The following is a 16,197-nucleotide window of genomic DNA, read 5'->3' as shown; positions in this document are numbered from 1 at the left end:
CGGGATAGGAGAAGAGCCGGTCATTCGACCGGCTTTTTGTCTCCTGATCCGGTATGTTATGATGGTTCCAATGATGGACTGTGTGCCCTTACTAGGGGCAGAGTAACTAGGAGGACCGTTGTGAGAGCAGGCTCCAAAAAGTACGCCAAGTTTCTGAATGACATAAAGCTGAGCATCATAAGCGGGGAGCTGTCGGAAGGGGAGTTCATCCCGTCCGAGAACAGCCTCGTTCAGCAGTATGGTCTGAGCCGCCCGACCGTGCGCAAGGCGCTGGCGGAATTGGCGCAAGAGGGGCTGATCCAGACCATTCCCGGCAAAGGAAGCGTGATCCTGGGAACCGATCATCTGGAGCTGAAGGTCACGATGCTGAACCTGTACTGGATTCTTCCGTCGAATGAATATCCGCTCATTGAACGGGTTGTAGAGCGATTTAATGCAGAACACCGGCACATTCAGGTTCGACTCGTCCCCTTTTATAGCGAAATCACGCCTTCCATCTATGCCAGCTATAGAGCGCAGGATATGCAGGAACGGAAGCCGGATTTGATCAGCATCACCAACCGATTCCTGCTGGAGCTGGAAACCGAGAAGATTGATTCCGTTCTGCAGCCCTTGAACGATCTCCAGCTCGATACGCGGGCGGAAATCTATGATTTTCTGTGGAGTCCCACCATCCGGAACGGACAACTGTACGCGGTGCCGGTTACGTTCTCGCCTATTATACTGGTTTACAATAAGTCTATGTTCCATCAGATCGGCCTCGAGGTGCCGAACCGCCGTTGGACGTGGGAGGATCTGGTGCAGGCGGCTTCGCAGCTTACCCGGGAGGTTAGCCCCTCCACGGTTCAATATGGCTTTTCGTTTTCTCCTTCCTTTTACCGCTGGCCGTTGTTTTTCCTGCAAGAGGGAGGGGAGTTTGTGAAGGATGGGATTGCTTTCCCTCCGTCGGAGCAAGGGAAAGCCGGAATCCGGTTTATACTCGATTTGATCTACAAGTATAGAGTAGCGCCGCTGCTCTATAAGAGCTCTGACCTGAGCGAGCAGTTTTTCCATCGGGGCAAGGTCGGCATGATTTTATCCACGTACTATTTGTGCGAGTCGTATAGCGGCAATCCTTTTGAATGGGGAATTTGCAAATTTCCTACCGGCAGAATGGACAAGTCTTTAGCCATCTCTACGAATATCGGGATCAGCAAAGATTGCGAGCATGTACACGAGGCCCGTTATTTCATCCAATATTTGTTGTCCGAGCCTGTTCAAGCGTTCATTAAAGCGAAGAGCACCACTATTCCGGTCGTCCGATCGGTGGCGGAATCCACGAATTACCCGCATACATCTTTTACAGGCGAGGGGTATTATTCGTTCTTGGATACATTGGGCGATATCCAATTGGTCAATGATTTGGGTCTATCCAATCATCAAGTCGCTCAGCTAAACCAGGCGATGGAGATGGTCTGGTTCCGGACGGAGACGTTCGATCATGTATGGGAAGCCATTGGAGCGCGTTCCGATTAAGCTTGGCGCCTCTTTTGTAGTTGCGGACGGCGATTTCAACATGATACGCTTTGCTTGTCATATCCAGTTGAAGGAGGAGTAGGTTATGAGCGAAGCCAAGTACATATGCCGCCGGCTGCCGGCGGAGGGGAAGCTGTCGCTTCCGTTGGGAGCGTCGTTGTGGGAGCGGGCCGAGCAGGTGGAGCTGCTCGAGGTGGTGAGCGGCGGTGAGCCGCGGCTCGGTACGCGCGTCCGCGCAGCCTGGAACGACTGGGGCGTGTATTACCGGTTCGAATGCGAGGACGACTATATCCTCAGCACGATGACGCAGCGTGACGACCCGATCTACGAAGAGGACGTAGTAGAAGTGTTTATGTCGGTTGACGGGGATCTGACGCGGTATTTTGAATTCGAGTTCAGCCCGGCCGGCGTCCTGTTCGACGCCAAGATCGTCAATGACTTGTCTGATCCGAAGGGCGCTTCGATTCAAGTGGACACGTCCTGGGACAGCGCGGAGCTGGCTTCCTCGGTGAGTGTGGATCTGGCGAATCGGCGGGTCGTCTACGAGATCGCGATTCCCGCAGTGGATCTGCTGAACGGGAAGTCCATCCAGCCCGGCGACGAGTGGAGGACCAACCTGTATCGCATCGACCGTAGCCCGAACCGCGACGAGGACGAGTATACCGCTTGGTCCCCTACGGGCATCGTCCGCTTCCATATCCCGCGACGATTTGGAACATTTGTCTTCGAATAGCGGATTTGGGCGGAATGGCAGCGTTTTCCCAGCATTTTGATATTGAAACCAATTCATTCCTATGCTAGCCTTACTAACAGAAACGCAACATAATCAAGCCGAATCCGGTCGTACCGAACGACCGGTACGGGGGACCGATGGAAAGAAGCTGACGGGCGCTTAGGCAGGTCCTGTCGGCCTTTTCTTTCCCATGCGCCTTCCGGCCTAAGGCCGCGAATGCGCTAGTGGGGTGAATGCGAAGCCGCTCCGTGCAGGAGCGACACGCTAGGGAACACTCTCTTCCCGAACCCGACACCTAACCTCGGAGGCACTAGGAGGGAAAGCTGGTTGAAGAAATGGTTCAAACCCGTGGCGATGTCCTGCGCCACGTTGGGACTGGCCGCCTTGCTGTATGCGGGTGCGCCGTCCGACGCCTCCGCTGCTCCGGCGGATGACGTGAAGATGCAAGTGAACGACTCGCTCGTCTCCTTCCCGGAAACCGGGCCGGTCATGAGCCCTGCCGGCTCGGTGCTCGTTCCTCTTCGTGCGGTAGCCGAGCAGATCGGCTTCAAGCTCGATTACAGCATGCAAGGCTCGACCGTCAGCCTCACGATGAGCGACGGCAAGCGATCGATCAGCCTGCGCACCGGCTCGCCGGATGCGACCGTGAACGGGAAATCCGTGAAGCTGGAGACGGCACCCGCGTTCATGAACAGTGCGACGTATGTGCCGCTTCGGTTCGTCTCGGAGAGCCTCGGTTATCTCGTGCAGTGGGATAATGATAACCGGATCGCGATCCTGAGTCTGGATGGCAGCTATCATGCCCCGGCCTGGTACGCCCCGCCGAAGAAGTCCTCGACCGACCTGCTGTTGGAAACGGCGCAGACGTACCTCGGCATCCGCTATCAATGGGGCGGTACGACGCCTGCCGGTTTCGATTGCTCCGGCTTCGTCAATTACGTGTTCGATCAGTACGGCATCGACCTGCCTCGGACGTCCCGGGGGATGTACGACAGTGCCGGCTATTCGACCGTCGGGTTAGCGCCCGGCGATCTCGTGTTCTTCAGCATCGGCGGTTCCACTACGCATGTGGGCATCTACTTGGGGAATGAGCTGTTCATCTCCTCGACGACCTCGAGCGGGGTGAAGATCGATTCGATTACGAGCAGCTATTGGGGCAAGCGTTTCATCGGCGCGAAGCGCGTCATGTAAGGAAGTCTAAGGGAAAACGGCACGGACCTGACCGCGGGTTCGGGCCGTTTTGTCGTTTGTACGCGGTACGACTTTAGGCCTAAAAGTATACAAATCGTGGCCTAGCTCTTCATTCTGCGCGCCTATTTTCCGACAAACCATTTAGAACAACTTGACGGCTCTTGCTTTCATCCACTTTTTTCTTACTCAAGGCAGGTGCAGCATAATGCGAATCAATCATAATCTGGCTGCCGGGAATACGCAGCGGCAAGCCTCCACGAATAATACGGCCGTCGGCAAAGCGCTCGAGAAGCTGTCGTCCGGCTATCGCATCAACCGCGCCGGCGACGACGCGGCCGGGCTCGCGATCTCCGAGAAGATGCGCGGGCAGATTCGCGGTCTCGATCAGGCGTCCCGCAATGCGCAGGATGCGATCTCGCTCATCCAGACCGCCGAAGGCGCGATGGGCTCGACACAAAACATCCTGCAGCGGATGCGGGAGCTGGCGGTGCAATCGGCGAACGGTACGATGACCGATTCGGACCGCGAGCAGCTGCAGAAGGAAGTGGCGCAGCTCAAGACCGAGATCGACCGGGTCGCGACGACGACCGAGTTCAATACGAAGAAGCTGCTGAACGGCAGCTTGAGCGGCAAGAAGGAGGCGCAGGGGACGGAAGTGCTCTCCGCCATGCTCGATCAGGCGGACATTCCGGCTACCTCCGCGACCGCCAAGGCCGGCTATGCCGTCCCGATGCGGGAGGCCACGCCGGGGCAGCCCGGTACGGGGTACACGCAGATGGCGGGCGAGCCGCTGATGGAGCCGATTGTGGTTCAGACCGGGCTTAACGACCAGTTCAGCATTTCAATTAACGGGTCCGTATACAATCCTGTGTCCATCCCAGCCAGCCCCGCTCGCGGCTATACGAAAGCGGAATTTATCAGTGCCTTGAATAGTGCCGTGCAGGTATCGGTGGGTACGGATTGGGTCAATGAACTTAACCAAGTTTCATTTCAGTCCAGCCCGGATGGTCGGTTAATGGTTCAAACGGTGGCGACGGGGAGCAATAGCTCGATTTCAGTCAGTTTGTCGAATCCCGGAACAGCTTCCCAATCCGCCCTGATGGCGATGGGGTATGCCGCGAAGGCTCCGGTGTTGACCGGGACGGTCAATCTGCCTCCGACGGTAACTCTAGACGCTGTGGCAGCCAACAATGATCTGAGTGTAATTCTAGGCAACTCAACCCTAACTGTGAATGTTGTGACGGATGCGGGGCTGACCGCGGGTGGCACCTATTCGTTGCCGGACCTAGTTACTGCCCTTCAAACGGCGATGGACACCCAGTTTGGGAAAGACATTATCCAAGTGAAGGATGACGGTACACACAAGCTGAGCTTCTACACTGCCATTGGGACGGCCACATTCAGTATAGCCGACAGTGGAGGCACATTTGCCACCACCCTCCTGGGCGGATCGCCGGTGAACGCGCCGGCCGGAACGCCGGTTACGAATATTAACATCAAGGGTGCCGATCATATCATTGCGAACAAAGGCGGCACTTATATAGGGGAAGGCGTGAATGACCAATTCACGATTCGCGTGAACGGCGGGGAGCCGGAGACGATTACACTGAACGCGGGGACGTATGCGCCGGTTCAGAAGCTGCTGGATGAGATCAACAATCAGCTCGGCACGCATCCGGCGCTGGCGAATGAAGTGTTCGCTTATTTGGACGAGCAAGGTAGGCTTACGTTCGCGACGTACAAGTCGGGGGCAAGCACAAGGGTAGAGGTGGGGGATCCGAACCCTCTGACCCGGACCGCGCTCGGTGTACTCGGCTTCGCCGATTCGGCGGGCGATCTGAACTCGAGCGCTTCGTTCACGAATATCGCGGCCGGGATCGACTTGACGACGGCCGCGAATCGCAAGCTTAACATTACGCTGGGGAACAAGACGGTTACCATCGATCTGGGCAATCAGAATGTGAACACGACGACCGTTCCGGGGAATGACAATACATCCCGCGATGCGTTCCTAACAGCCTTGCAGGGGGAGATCAACGCCGCCTTCGGAGAAGGAGCCTTGACCGTGAAGTGGGCGAGCGTCCCGCCGAAGGAAGTACTGACGATCAGCAGTAATGCACGGGCTTCGAAGTTCGAACTCTCGAATGGAGGAGCCGGCGTCACGGGAGCTACTGCGCTGTTCGGTGCCGCTACCGTTACCTCGTCGACCGGCTACTCCGGTGCACCGAACGAGATCCGGGTGGGCAGCGATGCGATCGCCCAATCAATCACGAACGCCACTCCGCTCAGCGAGCTCGCCGATTCCGACGGCAATGGGCTCGGGCTGAAGACGGGCCATGTGATCAAGATTACCGGCTCGCAGAACGGGGAAGGCTTCGAGACCGAGTTCCAGGTGGGGTCTGGGTCCACATTGGGCGAGCTGCTCGGGGCGCTGCGCAAGCTGGACGAGTTCCGCGGGGCAGCGGTGTCCCTGGACCTGCTCCAAGGCAAGATCGTAATCCGTGGAGCTACGGGCGAGACGAAGGACATCTCGAACCTCACGTTCACTGCGCAGCGATCGGCTACCGATTCTAGCGGCGTGTCCGCGTTCAACCGGGTGTTCAACACGTTCGCGGTGACGCGTCAAGCGCAGAACGCGAGCTCCGACCGGTCGCTCTCGATGCAGATCGGGGCCAACCAAGGGCAGACGCTGACGCTCGACATCAACAATGTGAGCCTGGGGGCGCTGCGGCTGACCGCCGTTGACGTGTCGACCTCCAATTCCTCGCAGTCGGCGATTAGCGTCATTAACAATGCCGTCGAGTTCGTCTCGACGGAGCGGGCCAAGCTGGGCGCGGCGCAAAACCGGCTCGAGCATACGATCCAGAACCTCGGCACCTCGAGCGAGAACTTGACGGCATCCGAGTCACGCATCCGCGATGTCGACATGGCCAAGGAGATGCTCGGCTTCACGAAGGACAACATCCTGTCGCAGGCCGCGCAAGCAATGCTGGCGCAAGCGAACCAACAGCCGCAGGGCGTGCTGCAGCTGCTGAAATAAGGACAACAAGAGGGCATCCCTGGCGGGATGCCCTCTTTGCCAGCCGGCCGCTCCAAAGTAAATTTTCTACTCTACAGCCCCGCAACCGACCGACTTCCGAGCTCCAAAGTAGATTTTCTACTCTACAGCCCCGCAACCACCCAACTTCGCCCATCACTCCCCCAAATCGTCCAGCCACAGCCCGCGCACCTGCTCGCACAGCTCTTCCTCGGTAAGGATGCCGGCCCAATACTTCTTCAGCTGCTGCCGGAGCAGAGCGAACGTCCGGAGCGGGAAGTTCAGCTCCCGGTGCAGCCGGTAGGAGGCCATGATCTCTCGGAACAAATAGTACCGCGCCGGCCGGTTCATCGCTTCTGGAGCCGGGTCCGCCGGAGCCTCCGCCACCCGCTTGCGCGCCGGCAGGCTGAGCGTGTCGCGCCGCAGAATCGCCTGCGCTCGCGTCGAGGCGAGGTAGTCTACTAGCTGCTTCGCCGCCTCCTTGTGCTTCGCCGCCACGTTCACGGCCACCCCGATTACGGTCATCAGCGAGCGGGGCTCGTACAAGTAAGGTAAGGGCGAGATGTCGTAATCGATCGCGGAATGCTTAATCTCGTTAAGGGTCATGTAGTTGGTCAGGATCATCGAGACTTTGCCCTGCATGAACAGCTCGTTCACGTCATGGCTGTTCTCGGACATGTAGTTCGGGAACACGCGGGGATCCGTAATAATCCGTTTGCACAACCGGATGCTCTCGAGGAGTCGCGTGTCGTGCAGCTCCACGAAGCCGCCCGCGTCCGGCTCGAAGCGGAGACCGCTCTGGAGCAGGAAGGCCGGCCAGCGGTTGTCCGACAGCAGGTGGAAGTACAGGCCGTGCCGCTCGCCCGGCACGGTCAGCGTCGCGGCGTGCTTGAGCGCCTCCGCCCAGGTCCAGCTGCCGTCCGGCTCCGGGACGCCCGCCTGGCGAAAATGCTCGCGATTGTACGCGAGCAGCACCGGCGAGAAGACGATCGGCCTCGCCAGCAGCAAGCCCCCGGACTCGAAAGCCTCGCTCGCGAACCCGTACACCCCCGGGTCGGGCGTGAGCGGCTCCAAGAGTCGAGTCGACCCGCTATGCTCGCTGCACATGAAATCCATATTGTTGATCGTGAGGGCGTCGACCAATCCGCTCTGCAGGTAGTCCCGATTGAAACCTTGGTACTCCACGGTCGAGAGCCGGACGGTCTTCACCCGGAGGCCGGGATGAAGCGCTTGGAAGTCCTCCAGCAGCGCGGTGAGATGGAAATCGCGCTCGATCGTGCCATACGTGCCGAGCGTCACCGTAAGCGTCTCCGCCGCGCGGTTCGTCACTTGGCTGCCGACCCGATTGATCTTCACGATCCATCCTTCCGCCAGTAGCTGATCCAGCCCTTTGCGCACCGACTTGTTGCTCAGGTTGTACTTCTCCACCAGCTCCGTCTCCGCAGGAAGATAGTCCCCCGGCTTGTAGTCGCCGTCGGCGATCTGCTGCCGCAAGTCCAGGACCATCTCCTGCAGACGGGCTGAGAATGTAGCGCGGCTGCGCGGATTTCGCTTCTCCATCTTCGCTCTCCCTTGCTGAGTTCATTACTCTCGTTCATACCTCAATCATACCGAATGAGAGTTATGATGTACAGTAAAGTGATTTATACAAAATAGCCATTGACAGCATTTAGCCCCGTAAGTAAACTGATGCCGTAATTATACAGCAATATGTACAGCAGAATACAAAGCACACCATACCAATCCTGCGCGATGTACAGCAGGGGCCAATAAAGGACAGGTGACCATCATGAAGCAAGTAAAAGTCGGGATCATCGGGTGCGGCAATCTGGGCAGAACGCATGCGGAATGCATCCAGCAGCTGGACGGGATGACCGTCGCCGCCTATTGCGACGTGTTCGAGGAGAATGCCCGGAAGCTGCTGGAGCGGTTCGGAGGCGACTATGCGACGAGCGACGTCCAGAGGCTCATGGATGACCCCTCCATCGACGCGTTGTACATTACAACCTTGCACGACACCCATGCGGAGCTCAGTATCCGGGCGCTGGAGGCGGGGAAGCATGTGCTGGTGGAAAAACCGCTCGCGATGAGCCTGGAGGATTGTCTGCGCATCGGGGAGGCGGTCGGCAAGAGCGGCAAAAAGCTGTTCACCGCGTTCAAGATGCGGTACTACGACATGCTGTGGAAAGCGAAGGAGCTCATTCCGGAGCCGCTCGTCGTGACGATGCAGATGATGGACAATCGTTGGGCGGACGGGATGTGGGCGAACGATCCGGTGAAAGGCGGAGGCAACGTGCTCAGCCAAGGCTGTCATTCCGCCGACATCTTGCGTTACGTGACGGGTGCGGAGCCGGTCGAAGTGTACGCGGCGGGCGGCAACTACTATCAGCCGTCGGGTGTGGTCGACAACCTCGTGGCGGTCTACCGCTTCTCGAACGGCGCGGCGGGGAACCTGGTGCAAGGGGACTGCCGCTGCCCGGAACAGACGAGCAAGTTCTTCATGCAGCTGTTCGCGGAGAACAAGTCGATTACGCTGAACGACCGGTTAACGACGTTAACCTATCAGGAAGCCGGGCAGGAAACCGTCGTCTACAAAGGAAGCGAATCCGGCTTCTTGGAGGAAAACCGTGCGTTCCTGCAATGCATTCAAGAGGATACGCCTCCGATGATCGACCATGTAGACGGGCTGTATGCCACGTTAATGATTCTGCAAGCGATGGAGTCGCTGAAATCCGGCAAGCCCGAGCCGATCCAGGCGGTCGTGAATCAAGCGTTGTCAGGCCAAGCGGTTTAACCGAAAATACTCAATCCAGAGCGGAGGCAACGGACCATGAAATCATTGAAACTCGGCATGGTGGACCTCGATACGTCCCATCCGAAAAGCTTTCTCCCCGCCATCCGAGCCATGGGCCACGAGGTGACGGCCGTATTCGACGGAGGAGCGGTGAACCCGCCCGGATACGCGGAAACGTTCGCGCGTGAGAACGGCATCGCCGGAGTATACGATTCGGTCCGAGCAATGGCCCAGGACGTGGACGCGGTGCTAATCCACAGCTGCAACTGGGATGTCCATGTGGATCGGGCGCGGCCGTTCGTGGAAGCGGGCAAGGGCGTCTTCATCGACAAGCCGCTGGCGGGCACGGTCCGCGATTTGCGCCAGCTGCTGGCTTGGAACGAGCAGGGCGCCCGTATCACCGGCGGCTCATCGCTGCGTTGGAGCGTGGAGGTACAATCGTGGCTGTCCCAAGGCATTCCGCGGGAGGAATGGGTGTATGCGCTCGTCGGTTGTGCCGTGGATGAGTTCAACTATGGCATTCATGCCTATTCGATGCTGCACGGTCTATTGGGGCCGGGCGTAACCCAGGCGCGGCATCTGGGCCAGTCCGTTCAGAATCAGGTGGAGCTGACGTGGGCGGACGGCCGCACCGGCATCGTAAGTGTAGGACGCACCACGGGCTATCTCCCGTTCTATGCCAACATCGTCACGCAGAAAAAGGTCGAGTATATCCAGGTGAACAACGCTCTATTGTATCAGGCGCTGCTGGAGCAAGCTTTGCCGTACCTGGCCGGGGAGACGGAGCCTCCGCTCACACTTGCCCAGCTCTTAGAAGTGGAGCTGTCGGCGATTGCAGCCAAGCTGTCGCAGCATCGGGGCGGAGTTCCGGTTGCTTTGAGCGACATCCCCGACGATTACGCGGGATATGATGGAGCGGCGTTCGCCGAGGCGTACAAGGCCCAGAAGTACCCGCCGGTGAAGGCGTAATCTTAAGTTCCGGCATCAACCGTGCCTGCATCTTAACAATTTCTTTACCTGAATTTGACATCGCCGTAATCCTGCTGCGGTAAGCTGGGGCTTGTGAGTACTCAGACCGTAGCAGGAGGATGGCCAAGATGTGGAGACGTTTTAGGTTGAAGAAAAGATGGATCGTTATATCGTTGGCGGCATTAACCATAGGGGGAACGCAAGTAGTCGGCGCGGCCGGTTCGGCTCTGGAGGCTATCGCAGTCAAGTTCCAGATCGTATCGGGTGGCCAAGCGGTCTCGCTGACCCAAGATCCGGTCGTCATCGACGGCAGCACGTATGTACCGCTGCGTGCGCTGAGCGAGGTGCTGGGCCAGCAAGTCGAGTGGGACGAGTGGAACCAGACGATTCGGCTGAAGGCGTCCCCGACTGTAGAAGCGGTACACCAGTGGAAAAATCCTGCCAAGCTCGGCAGCACCGAAATCAAGGAAGGCGGCTTCTCCGGGCTGACGCACTTGCCGGGCGACCCGGCCGACGTGTTCTACACACTGGCCGACCGCGGGCCGAATGGGGAGTTCGGCAAGGATAAGGTGCGTACGTTCCCGGTCGATCAATACATCCCTCGGATCTACAAAATCAAAGCGATCGGCGGATCGATCGAAATTCTAGAGACGATTCAATTGCACCTGCCGGAAGGTGTCAAGGACGTCTACTCCGAAACGAACTTCGTGACCGGGGTTTCCAACTTGAAGGACACCGATGAAGTGCCTTACGATGGGACCGCGGCGACCAAGCTGGCCTACGACCCGGATGGTCTCGATCTCGAGGGCATCGCCTACAACCCGAAGGACGACACGTTCTGGCTGAGCGACGAATATCGGCCATCGCTCGTGCAAGTGAAGCGGGACGGCACGATCGTAGGGCGCTACGTCCCGCAAGGGGCGAAGGAAGCACTGCTCGCAGCCGGCGCGAAGACCGAGCTGTACGACACGCTTCCGGCCGTCTACGGCAAGCGGGTGTCGAACCGCGGCTTCGAGGGCGTCGCGATCTCGCCGGACGGCCAGTCGCTCTACGCGTCCATCCAAAGCCCGCTCGCGAACCCGGACAAAAAGACGAGCGACGCTTCCCGCAACCTCCGGATTCTGAAGCTCGATCTCGCAATGAAGCAGGTCGTCGGCGAATACGTGTACGTGGCGGAGCAAGCCGGGCAATTCGTCAATGTGGCGCAAAAGGACGTCGTCATCAGCGACTTGTCGGCGCTCGATACGAATGTGCTGCTGGTCGATGAGCGTGACAAAAATGTAGGCAAGGACGCGCAGCTGAAGCGCATTTACAAAGCCGACTTCTCGAAGGCGACCAATGTGCTCGGTACGGATGTGAGCGACTCCCTGGAATCGCTTAGCGTGAGCCAGCTGAAGGAAAAGGGCATCGTACCGGTGGCGAAAGAGATGATCGTCGACATGACGAAGCTCGGCTATCCGTACGAGAAGATGGAAGGTATCACGGCTATCGGCAAGGACCGCATCGCGATCGTGAACGACAACGACTTCGGCGTCGACGGCTACAACGACAAGGGTGAACTGCAGCTCAAGGAGACGCCGAGCGAAATGTATGTCGTGAAGCTGAACGAATCTTTGTACTGAAGCCGGGAGCAGGATGGCCCCCTCCGCCATGGAGCGGGGCTTTTTCTGCTTGTCATGCTCCATTGACACCCCCCGGCACATATACTATGATACAGAAAGAATACAAAACATTCTGATTGAGGATCAGATATAATACAAGGTCGTGAACGATGAGCCAAACGCCTAGCCGTAAAACATTTCGCGCCCGTTTCGATGACATGGTGAAAACGTTGCGCAGCCGCCTCGCCTCGGGTCAATATGCCCCTGGCACCTATTTGCCATCGGTAGAAGCGTTGTCCGAGCAGTTCAACATGAGCATCAATTCCGTGCGCAAAGGACTCGATACGCTAGCCGCGGAGGGATGGATCGAGACCATTCCGCGGGTGGGCTCGCGGGTTTGCCCTAGATCGATAGCAGCGGCAGCCGATACGACGCTCATCCTGGCCGTGCCGCATACGTTCGCTCGCGATGCGGCGCTGGAGGAGCTGCTGGACCGCTTCCACGCCCAATATCCGCATATCAAGGTGCAGCCCACGATCGTGCCGGAAACGACGCCGAGATCCTGCGTCGAGAGCGGCGTCTTCGATGTGGTCGCGCTGACATACCCGGGATTCGAGGAGCTGGCGGCGAACGGCCTGCTTCCCGCATTGGAGGTGCAGGAGGAACGGAGCGACATTTACCCGTTTCTGACGGAGAGCTTCAAGCAGGACGGCGTATTGCGGGCACAGCCGTTTCTTTTTTCGCCGGTCGTCTTGTGTTACAATAAGGACCATTTTCGGGAGAGCGGGCTGCTGGAGCCGGACAGCGGCTGGAGCTGGGATACGCTTATCGAGCAGGCCGAGAAGCTGACCCGGAAGCCGGAACGATACGGGTTGTTCTTTCTTCACGAAACCGAGAATCGGTGGCTCCCGTTCCTGATGCAGAGCGGACAACAGTTCGTGCGGCGAGAGGACGGGACCGTATCTTTACGAGGCACGAAGCTGATGGACAGCTTATCGTTCTGCCGCGACATCGTGGCGAATGAAGCGATTTTCCCGCGCGGTCTGCGGATGGATGCGCAAACGTTGCTCCTGAAGCAGCGGGCTTCCATCATCTTGACGACATACTTCGGACTGAACATGTTGAAGGACGCACCGTTCGCGTTCGATGTATCGCCGCTGCCTCATCTCCATACGCCCGATACGCTGCTGCTGGTCATGGGGCTTGCCGTGCATGCGCGCTCTGCCAATGCGGAAGCCGCGAGAGAGCTGGTCCGCTTCTTGACCTCGGCCGAAGCGCAAACGCTCATCAGCCGGCATACCTTCAGCATTCCCGCCGTGAAGCCTGTCGCGGAAGCGTCCGTTCCGGAGCGGGACAGCCGTGTGGCGAACTATCACATGTTCCGGCATATCATCCCTACGTTTCGGCTCCACAAGGATTTGAAGATGGACTACCGAATGGTAGCGAGGCTGCGCGAAGAGCTGCTGTTGTTCTGGTCCGGATTGGACGATGAAGACGCATTGGCCCTCAGATTGGAGTCCCAGCTGTAATAGAAGCGCGAAGCTTGTCTCTTGGAGGAGCGAATCCTGAAGAGATGAGCTTTTTTGTATTTTATCTGAATCACATCTTTACATATTGACGCAACAAGAACCAGAGTACTATAATGATTTTGTAATTATGTGATATAGATGTAATTCAGAGAGGGGAATGAGGGTAACAGTGAAAAAATGGTTCAACACTACGGTGGCCTTAACGGTTGCAGCAGCCGTTTTAGCCGCCTGCTCCGGATCCGGCGAGCCGCAATCGTCGCCGGAAGCGAGCGCGTCCCAGACCGGCGCGCAAGAGAAGCTCAAATTGGACTGGTTCGTTATGGGGCCGGTTACGTCCACCCTGCCGCCGGCGGATAAAGATTTCATCAAGAAAACGATCGACGCCAAATTCAACGTAGACTTGAAAATCGATTTCATGGCCAACGGGCAAGACTACACGAACAAGCTGAACCTGAGAATCAGCAGCGGGGAAGCGCCGGATCTGTTTATGGCGAACGGCGTCGAATCCAACAAGTACATCCAAGACGGCGTTGTAATGGATCTGACCAACCTCGTCACGCCGAAGACGATGCCGAACTATTTCAAGACCTGGGTGACCGAAGACGAGCTCAAAAGCTATCAGGTGCAGAACGTATTCAAACGCGCTCCCGTCCCGTATACGCGCACGTTGTACACGAGCTATTACATCCGTAAAGACTGGCTGGATAAGCTGGGGCTCAAGATGCCGGAAACTTACGAAGACATGATCAGCGTAATGAAAGCGTTTACGGAAAACGATCCCGACGGGAACGGCAAAAAAGATACGTACGGCTTCACCGATGTCGGGAACGGCACGTCCATCCCGCGCGGGTTTCCCGAGTTTTACAAAAACGGACTATACGGGACTTTCCTCATCGAGAACGACCGTTTGATCGACCCCGGCACCGACATTCGGATGGGTCCGGTGCTGGACGACCTCAAAAAAACGCTGTCCATGAACATCGTCGATCCGGACTGGCTGCTGAATAAGACGGGCCAGCAAGTCGAGAAGGCGCAGCAGGGGAAAGTGGGAATCGTCTACTTGGGCTATCGGACCGCGGCTCTCGACAATGCGGCAGACAGCATGCAGAAGAAGACGAAGGAAGTGACGAATAATCCGAACGTGGATTGGCAGCCGTTCCATCCTTGGGCGAAGACCGGCGTCAACACGCTCCCGCTGCCCGGCAATCCGTTCTTGATCAATGTTAAGACCTCTGCAGCGAAAGCGAAAAAGTCGATCGAAATCCTGGACTGGCTCGCAAGCGCTGAAGGCTTCCTGCTTACGCATTACGGTCAAGCCGGCGTGCACTACAAGCAAACGGGCAACAAAATCGAGCCGAATCCCGATGCCTTCAAAAAAGATATCACCGATAACGGCGATTTTCTGAAGGTGTACTCGTTTTTCGCGCCGAACGAACCGCATTTCCTCAACCTGGAATATGTCGATCCGCAGGAAACCGATCGCGACCGGGCCATCCTTGCCAAAATCCGCTCCTATAAATTCACTCCGAATATCGGCACGAGCGTCGTGACGGATCCGACCATGAACTTGCCGGAAATGCGCAAGCAAGCGAATCAGGTTCAGATCAAAATCGTAACCGAGGAAAAGGATGCATCCAACTGGCCTAAATACCGCCAAGAGCTGATGACGAAATACGAAGGCAAAAAAATATTGGATTCCTACGCGGCGCAAGTCAGCAAAGCGCTAAATCGGACGATTACATTCAAGTCGGAAAACTAAAAAAGGTTCACGGGCTGCAGGAAAGATAGGAGAGAAACCATGAAAACGACTTACAGCCGGAATGGGCAAGTGGAGCTGCTGGAAACGGAAATTCCCGAGCTTCGAGACCACTTCGTCTTGATCCGAACGGAATATTCGGCCATTAGCCCGGGAACCGAGCTTGCTTTAATCCAAAAGAAGTCCAATACAACGCTTGGCAACAGCGCGGTCGGGATCGTGCAGGCCGCAGGGGCCGGGGTGAAGGGGATCGAGGAGGGGATGAGGGTCGCTTGTTACGGCGGCCCTTATGTGAAGCATGCGGAGTACTTGCTCGTACCGAAGCATTTGGCGGTCCCGGTACCGCCGGAGGTCGATCCGGAACATGCCGCCTTCGCGGGCATAGGTGCGATCGCGATTCATGCGCTGCGCCAATCCGGATTGCAGTTCGGCGAGGTTGCCGCCGTTATAGGGCTCGGGATCTTGGGCCAATTGATCGCTCAGATCGCGCTGGCCGCCGCTTATCAGGTCGAAGCATTCGACGTACTGGAGAGGAGGTGCCACGCTTGGCAGCAAGTTAGTCGCCTTCCGGGCCGTCATCCGGCTGAGGGAGCGCTCGAGGAACGAATCGCCGCCATCACCGGAGGCAAAGGCGCCGACTGTGTCCTGCTGTGCGCGGGGAGCAGCGGGCAAAGGTTGATGGATGATGGGATTCGCTTGCTGAGGGACCGCGGTACGCTAGTCATCGTAGGCGATCCGCTGCCGGCGTTCGACCGTGCTGCCCTGTTCGCCAAGGAAGCGTCGATTCGCATCTCCCGGGCAGGAGGTCCCGGTAGGTACGATCCGCATTACGAGAAAGAAGGAGTCGATTACCCGTATGGTTATGTTCGATGGACGGAAGGGAGGAATACGGCTGAATTTGTCCGACTGCTGGCGGATCGGCGAATCCGGGTCGGACCGCTCATTACCCACCGATACGATTACCGGGACATTGAGCGGGCCTATGCGTTTTGCCGGGAGTTCCCGAGCGAATCTCTCGGCGTGTTAATCCAGTACAATCATTGATCGAAGACATCCAACCGATTAAGAAGGA

10 protein-coding genes, 2 pseudogenes and 1 riboswitch are annotated in these 16,197 nt (G+C 57.6%); of the genes and pseudogenes, 11 read left to right on the top strand and 1 reads right to left on the bottom strand.

Annotated elements, in window-relative coordinates:
- The first annotated feature begins 120 nt into the window (after nt 1–120).
- The 5 genes and pseudogenes from ACI5FR_RS02180 to ACI5FR_RS02160 all read left to right on the top strand — a co-directional run.
- Nucleotides 121–1,515, top strand: coding sequence for an extracellular solute-binding protein (locus ACI5FR_RS02180; protein ID WP_405449677.1), 1,395 nt, complete (start codon nt 121–123; stop codon nt 1,513–1,515).
- 85 nt (nt 1,516–1,600) lie between these two features.
- Entirely contained in the window at nt 1,601–2,248 is a 648-nt protein-coding gene (locus ACI5FR_RS02175; RefSeq protein ID WP_405449675.1) for a carbohydrate-binding family 9-like protein, read from the top strand.
- 86 nt (nt 2,249–2,334) lie between these two features.
- A riboswitch (cyclic di-AMP (ydaO/yuaA leader) is annotated at nt 2,335–2,572 on the top strand.
- Nucleotides 2,573–2,575: 3 nt separating this feature from the next.
- The gene (locus tag ACI5FR_RS02170) at nt 2,576–3,439 is read left to right on the top strand and encodes a C40 family peptidase (protein ID WP_405449673.1); all 864 of its coding nucleotides are present in this window, start codon (nt 2,576–2,578) and stop codon (nt 3,437–3,439) included.
- A 205-nt stretch (nt 3,440–3,644) separates the two neighbouring features.
- Nucleotides 3,645–4,001 (top strand): annotated as a pseudogene (locus ACI5FR_RS02165) (flagellin N-terminal helical domain-containing protein); the annotation flags it as partial.
- A 2,211-nt stretch (nt 4,002–6,212) separates the two neighbouring features.
- Nucleotides 6,213–6,479: pseudogene (locus ACI5FR_RS02160) on the top strand (flagellin); the annotation flags it as partial.
- A gap of 153 nt (nt 6,480–6,632) precedes the next feature.
- Here the strand turns inward: ACI5FR_RS02160 and ACI5FR_RS02155 are convergent.
- Nucleotides 6,633–8,036 carry an extracellular solute-binding protein gene (locus ACI5FR_RS02155; RefSeq protein WP_405449670.1) on the bottom strand — a complete coding sequence of 468 codons (1,404 nt, stop codon included), beginning with the start codon at nt 8,034–8,036 and terminating at the stop codon, nt 6,633–6,635.
- 229 nt (nt 8,037–8,265) lie between these two features.
- On the opposite strand from ACI5FR_RS02155, the gene ACI5FR_RS02150 reads away from it, so the two are divergent.
- The 6 genes from ACI5FR_RS02150 to ACI5FR_RS02125 all read left to right on the top strand — a co-directional run bounded on the left by ACI5FR_RS02150 (nt 8,266) and on the right by ACI5FR_RS02125 (nt 16,169).
- A complete protein-coding gene (locus ACI5FR_RS02150; protein WP_405449668.1) occupies nt 8,266–9,270 on the top strand; it encodes a Gfo/Idh/MocA family protein in 1,005 nt (334 codons plus the stop codon).
- A gap of 36 nt (nt 9,271–9,306) precedes the next feature.
- On the top strand, nt 9,307–10,239 hold the full coding sequence (locus ACI5FR_RS02145) for a Gfo/Idh/MocA family protein (RefSeq protein WP_405449666.1): 933 nt from the start codon (nt 9,307–9,309) through the stop codon (nt 10,237–10,239).
- A gap of 128 nt (nt 10,240–10,367) precedes the next feature.
- Nucleotides 10,368–11,861, top strand: coding sequence for an esterase-like activity of phytase family protein (locus tag ACI5FR_RS02140; RefSeq protein ID WP_405449663.1), 1,494 nt, complete (start codon nt 10,368–10,370; stop codon nt 11,859–11,861).
- A 149-nt stretch (nt 11,862–12,010) separates the two neighbouring features.
- Nucleotides 12,011–13,369: an extracellular solute-binding protein gene (locus ACI5FR_RS02135; protein ID WP_405449661.1), complete on the top strand. Its 1,359-nt coding sequence runs from the start codon at nt 12,011–12,013 to the stop codon at nt 13,367–13,369.
- Between the two features lie 169 nt (nt 13,370–13,538).
- Nucleotides 13,539–15,128, top strand: coding sequence for a type 2 periplasmic-binding domain-containing protein (locus tag ACI5FR_RS02130; RefSeq protein ID WP_405449660.1), 1,590 nt, complete (start codon nt 13,539–13,541; stop codon nt 15,126–15,128).
- Between the two features lie 39 nt (nt 15,129–15,167).
- Nucleotides 15,168–16,169 (top strand): zinc-dependent alcohol dehydrogenase, encoded by a 1,002-nt coding sequence (locus ACI5FR_RS02125; RefSeq protein ID WP_405449658.1) that lies wholly within the window; start codon nt 15,168–15,170, stop codon nt 16,167–16,169.
- Nucleotides 16,170–16,197: the final 28 nt, after the last annotated feature.

The organism is Paenibacillus sp. HJGM_3, assembly GCF_045062745.1.
Taxonomy (GTDB): Bacteria; Bacillota; Bacilli; order Paenibacillales; family NBRC-103111; genus Paenibacillus_AA.
The sequence above is the reverse complement of the archived record's forward strand: the minus strand, read 5'-3'. Positions and strand labels throughout refer to the sequence as shown.

What these genes read in the sequence shown, in the direction of transcription:
- ACI5FR_RS02125 (WP_405449658.1), top strand. Translation starts at nt 15,168, where the DNA reads ATGAAAACGACTTACAGCCGGAATGGGCAAGTGGAGCTGCTGGAAACG.
- ACI5FR_RS02155 (WP_405449670.1), bottom strand. Translation starts at nt 8,036, where the DNA reads ATGGAGAAGCGAAATCCGCGCAGCCGCGCTACATTCTCAGCCCGTCTG.
- ACI5FR_RS02145 (WP_405449666.1), top strand. Translation starts at nt 9,307, where the DNA reads ATGAAATCATTGAAACTCGGCATGGTGGACCTCGATACGTCCCATCCG.
- ACI5FR_RS02150 (WP_405449668.1), top strand. Translation starts at nt 8,266, where the DNA reads ATGAAGCAAGTAAAAGTCGGGATCATCGGGTGCGGCAATCTGGGCAGA.
- ACI5FR_RS02175 (WP_405449675.1), top strand. Translation starts at nt 1,601, where the DNA reads ATGAGCGAAGCCAAGTACATATGCCGCCGGCTGCCGGCGGAGGGGAAG.
- ACI5FR_RS02140 (WP_405449663.1), top strand. Translation starts at nt 10,368, where the DNA reads ATGTGGAGACGTTTTAGGTTGAAGAAAAGATGGATCGTTATATCGTTG.
- ACI5FR_RS02135 (WP_405449661.1), top strand. Translation starts at nt 12,011, where the DNA reads ATGAGCCAAACGCCTAGCCGTAAAACATTTCGCGCCCGTTTCGATGAC.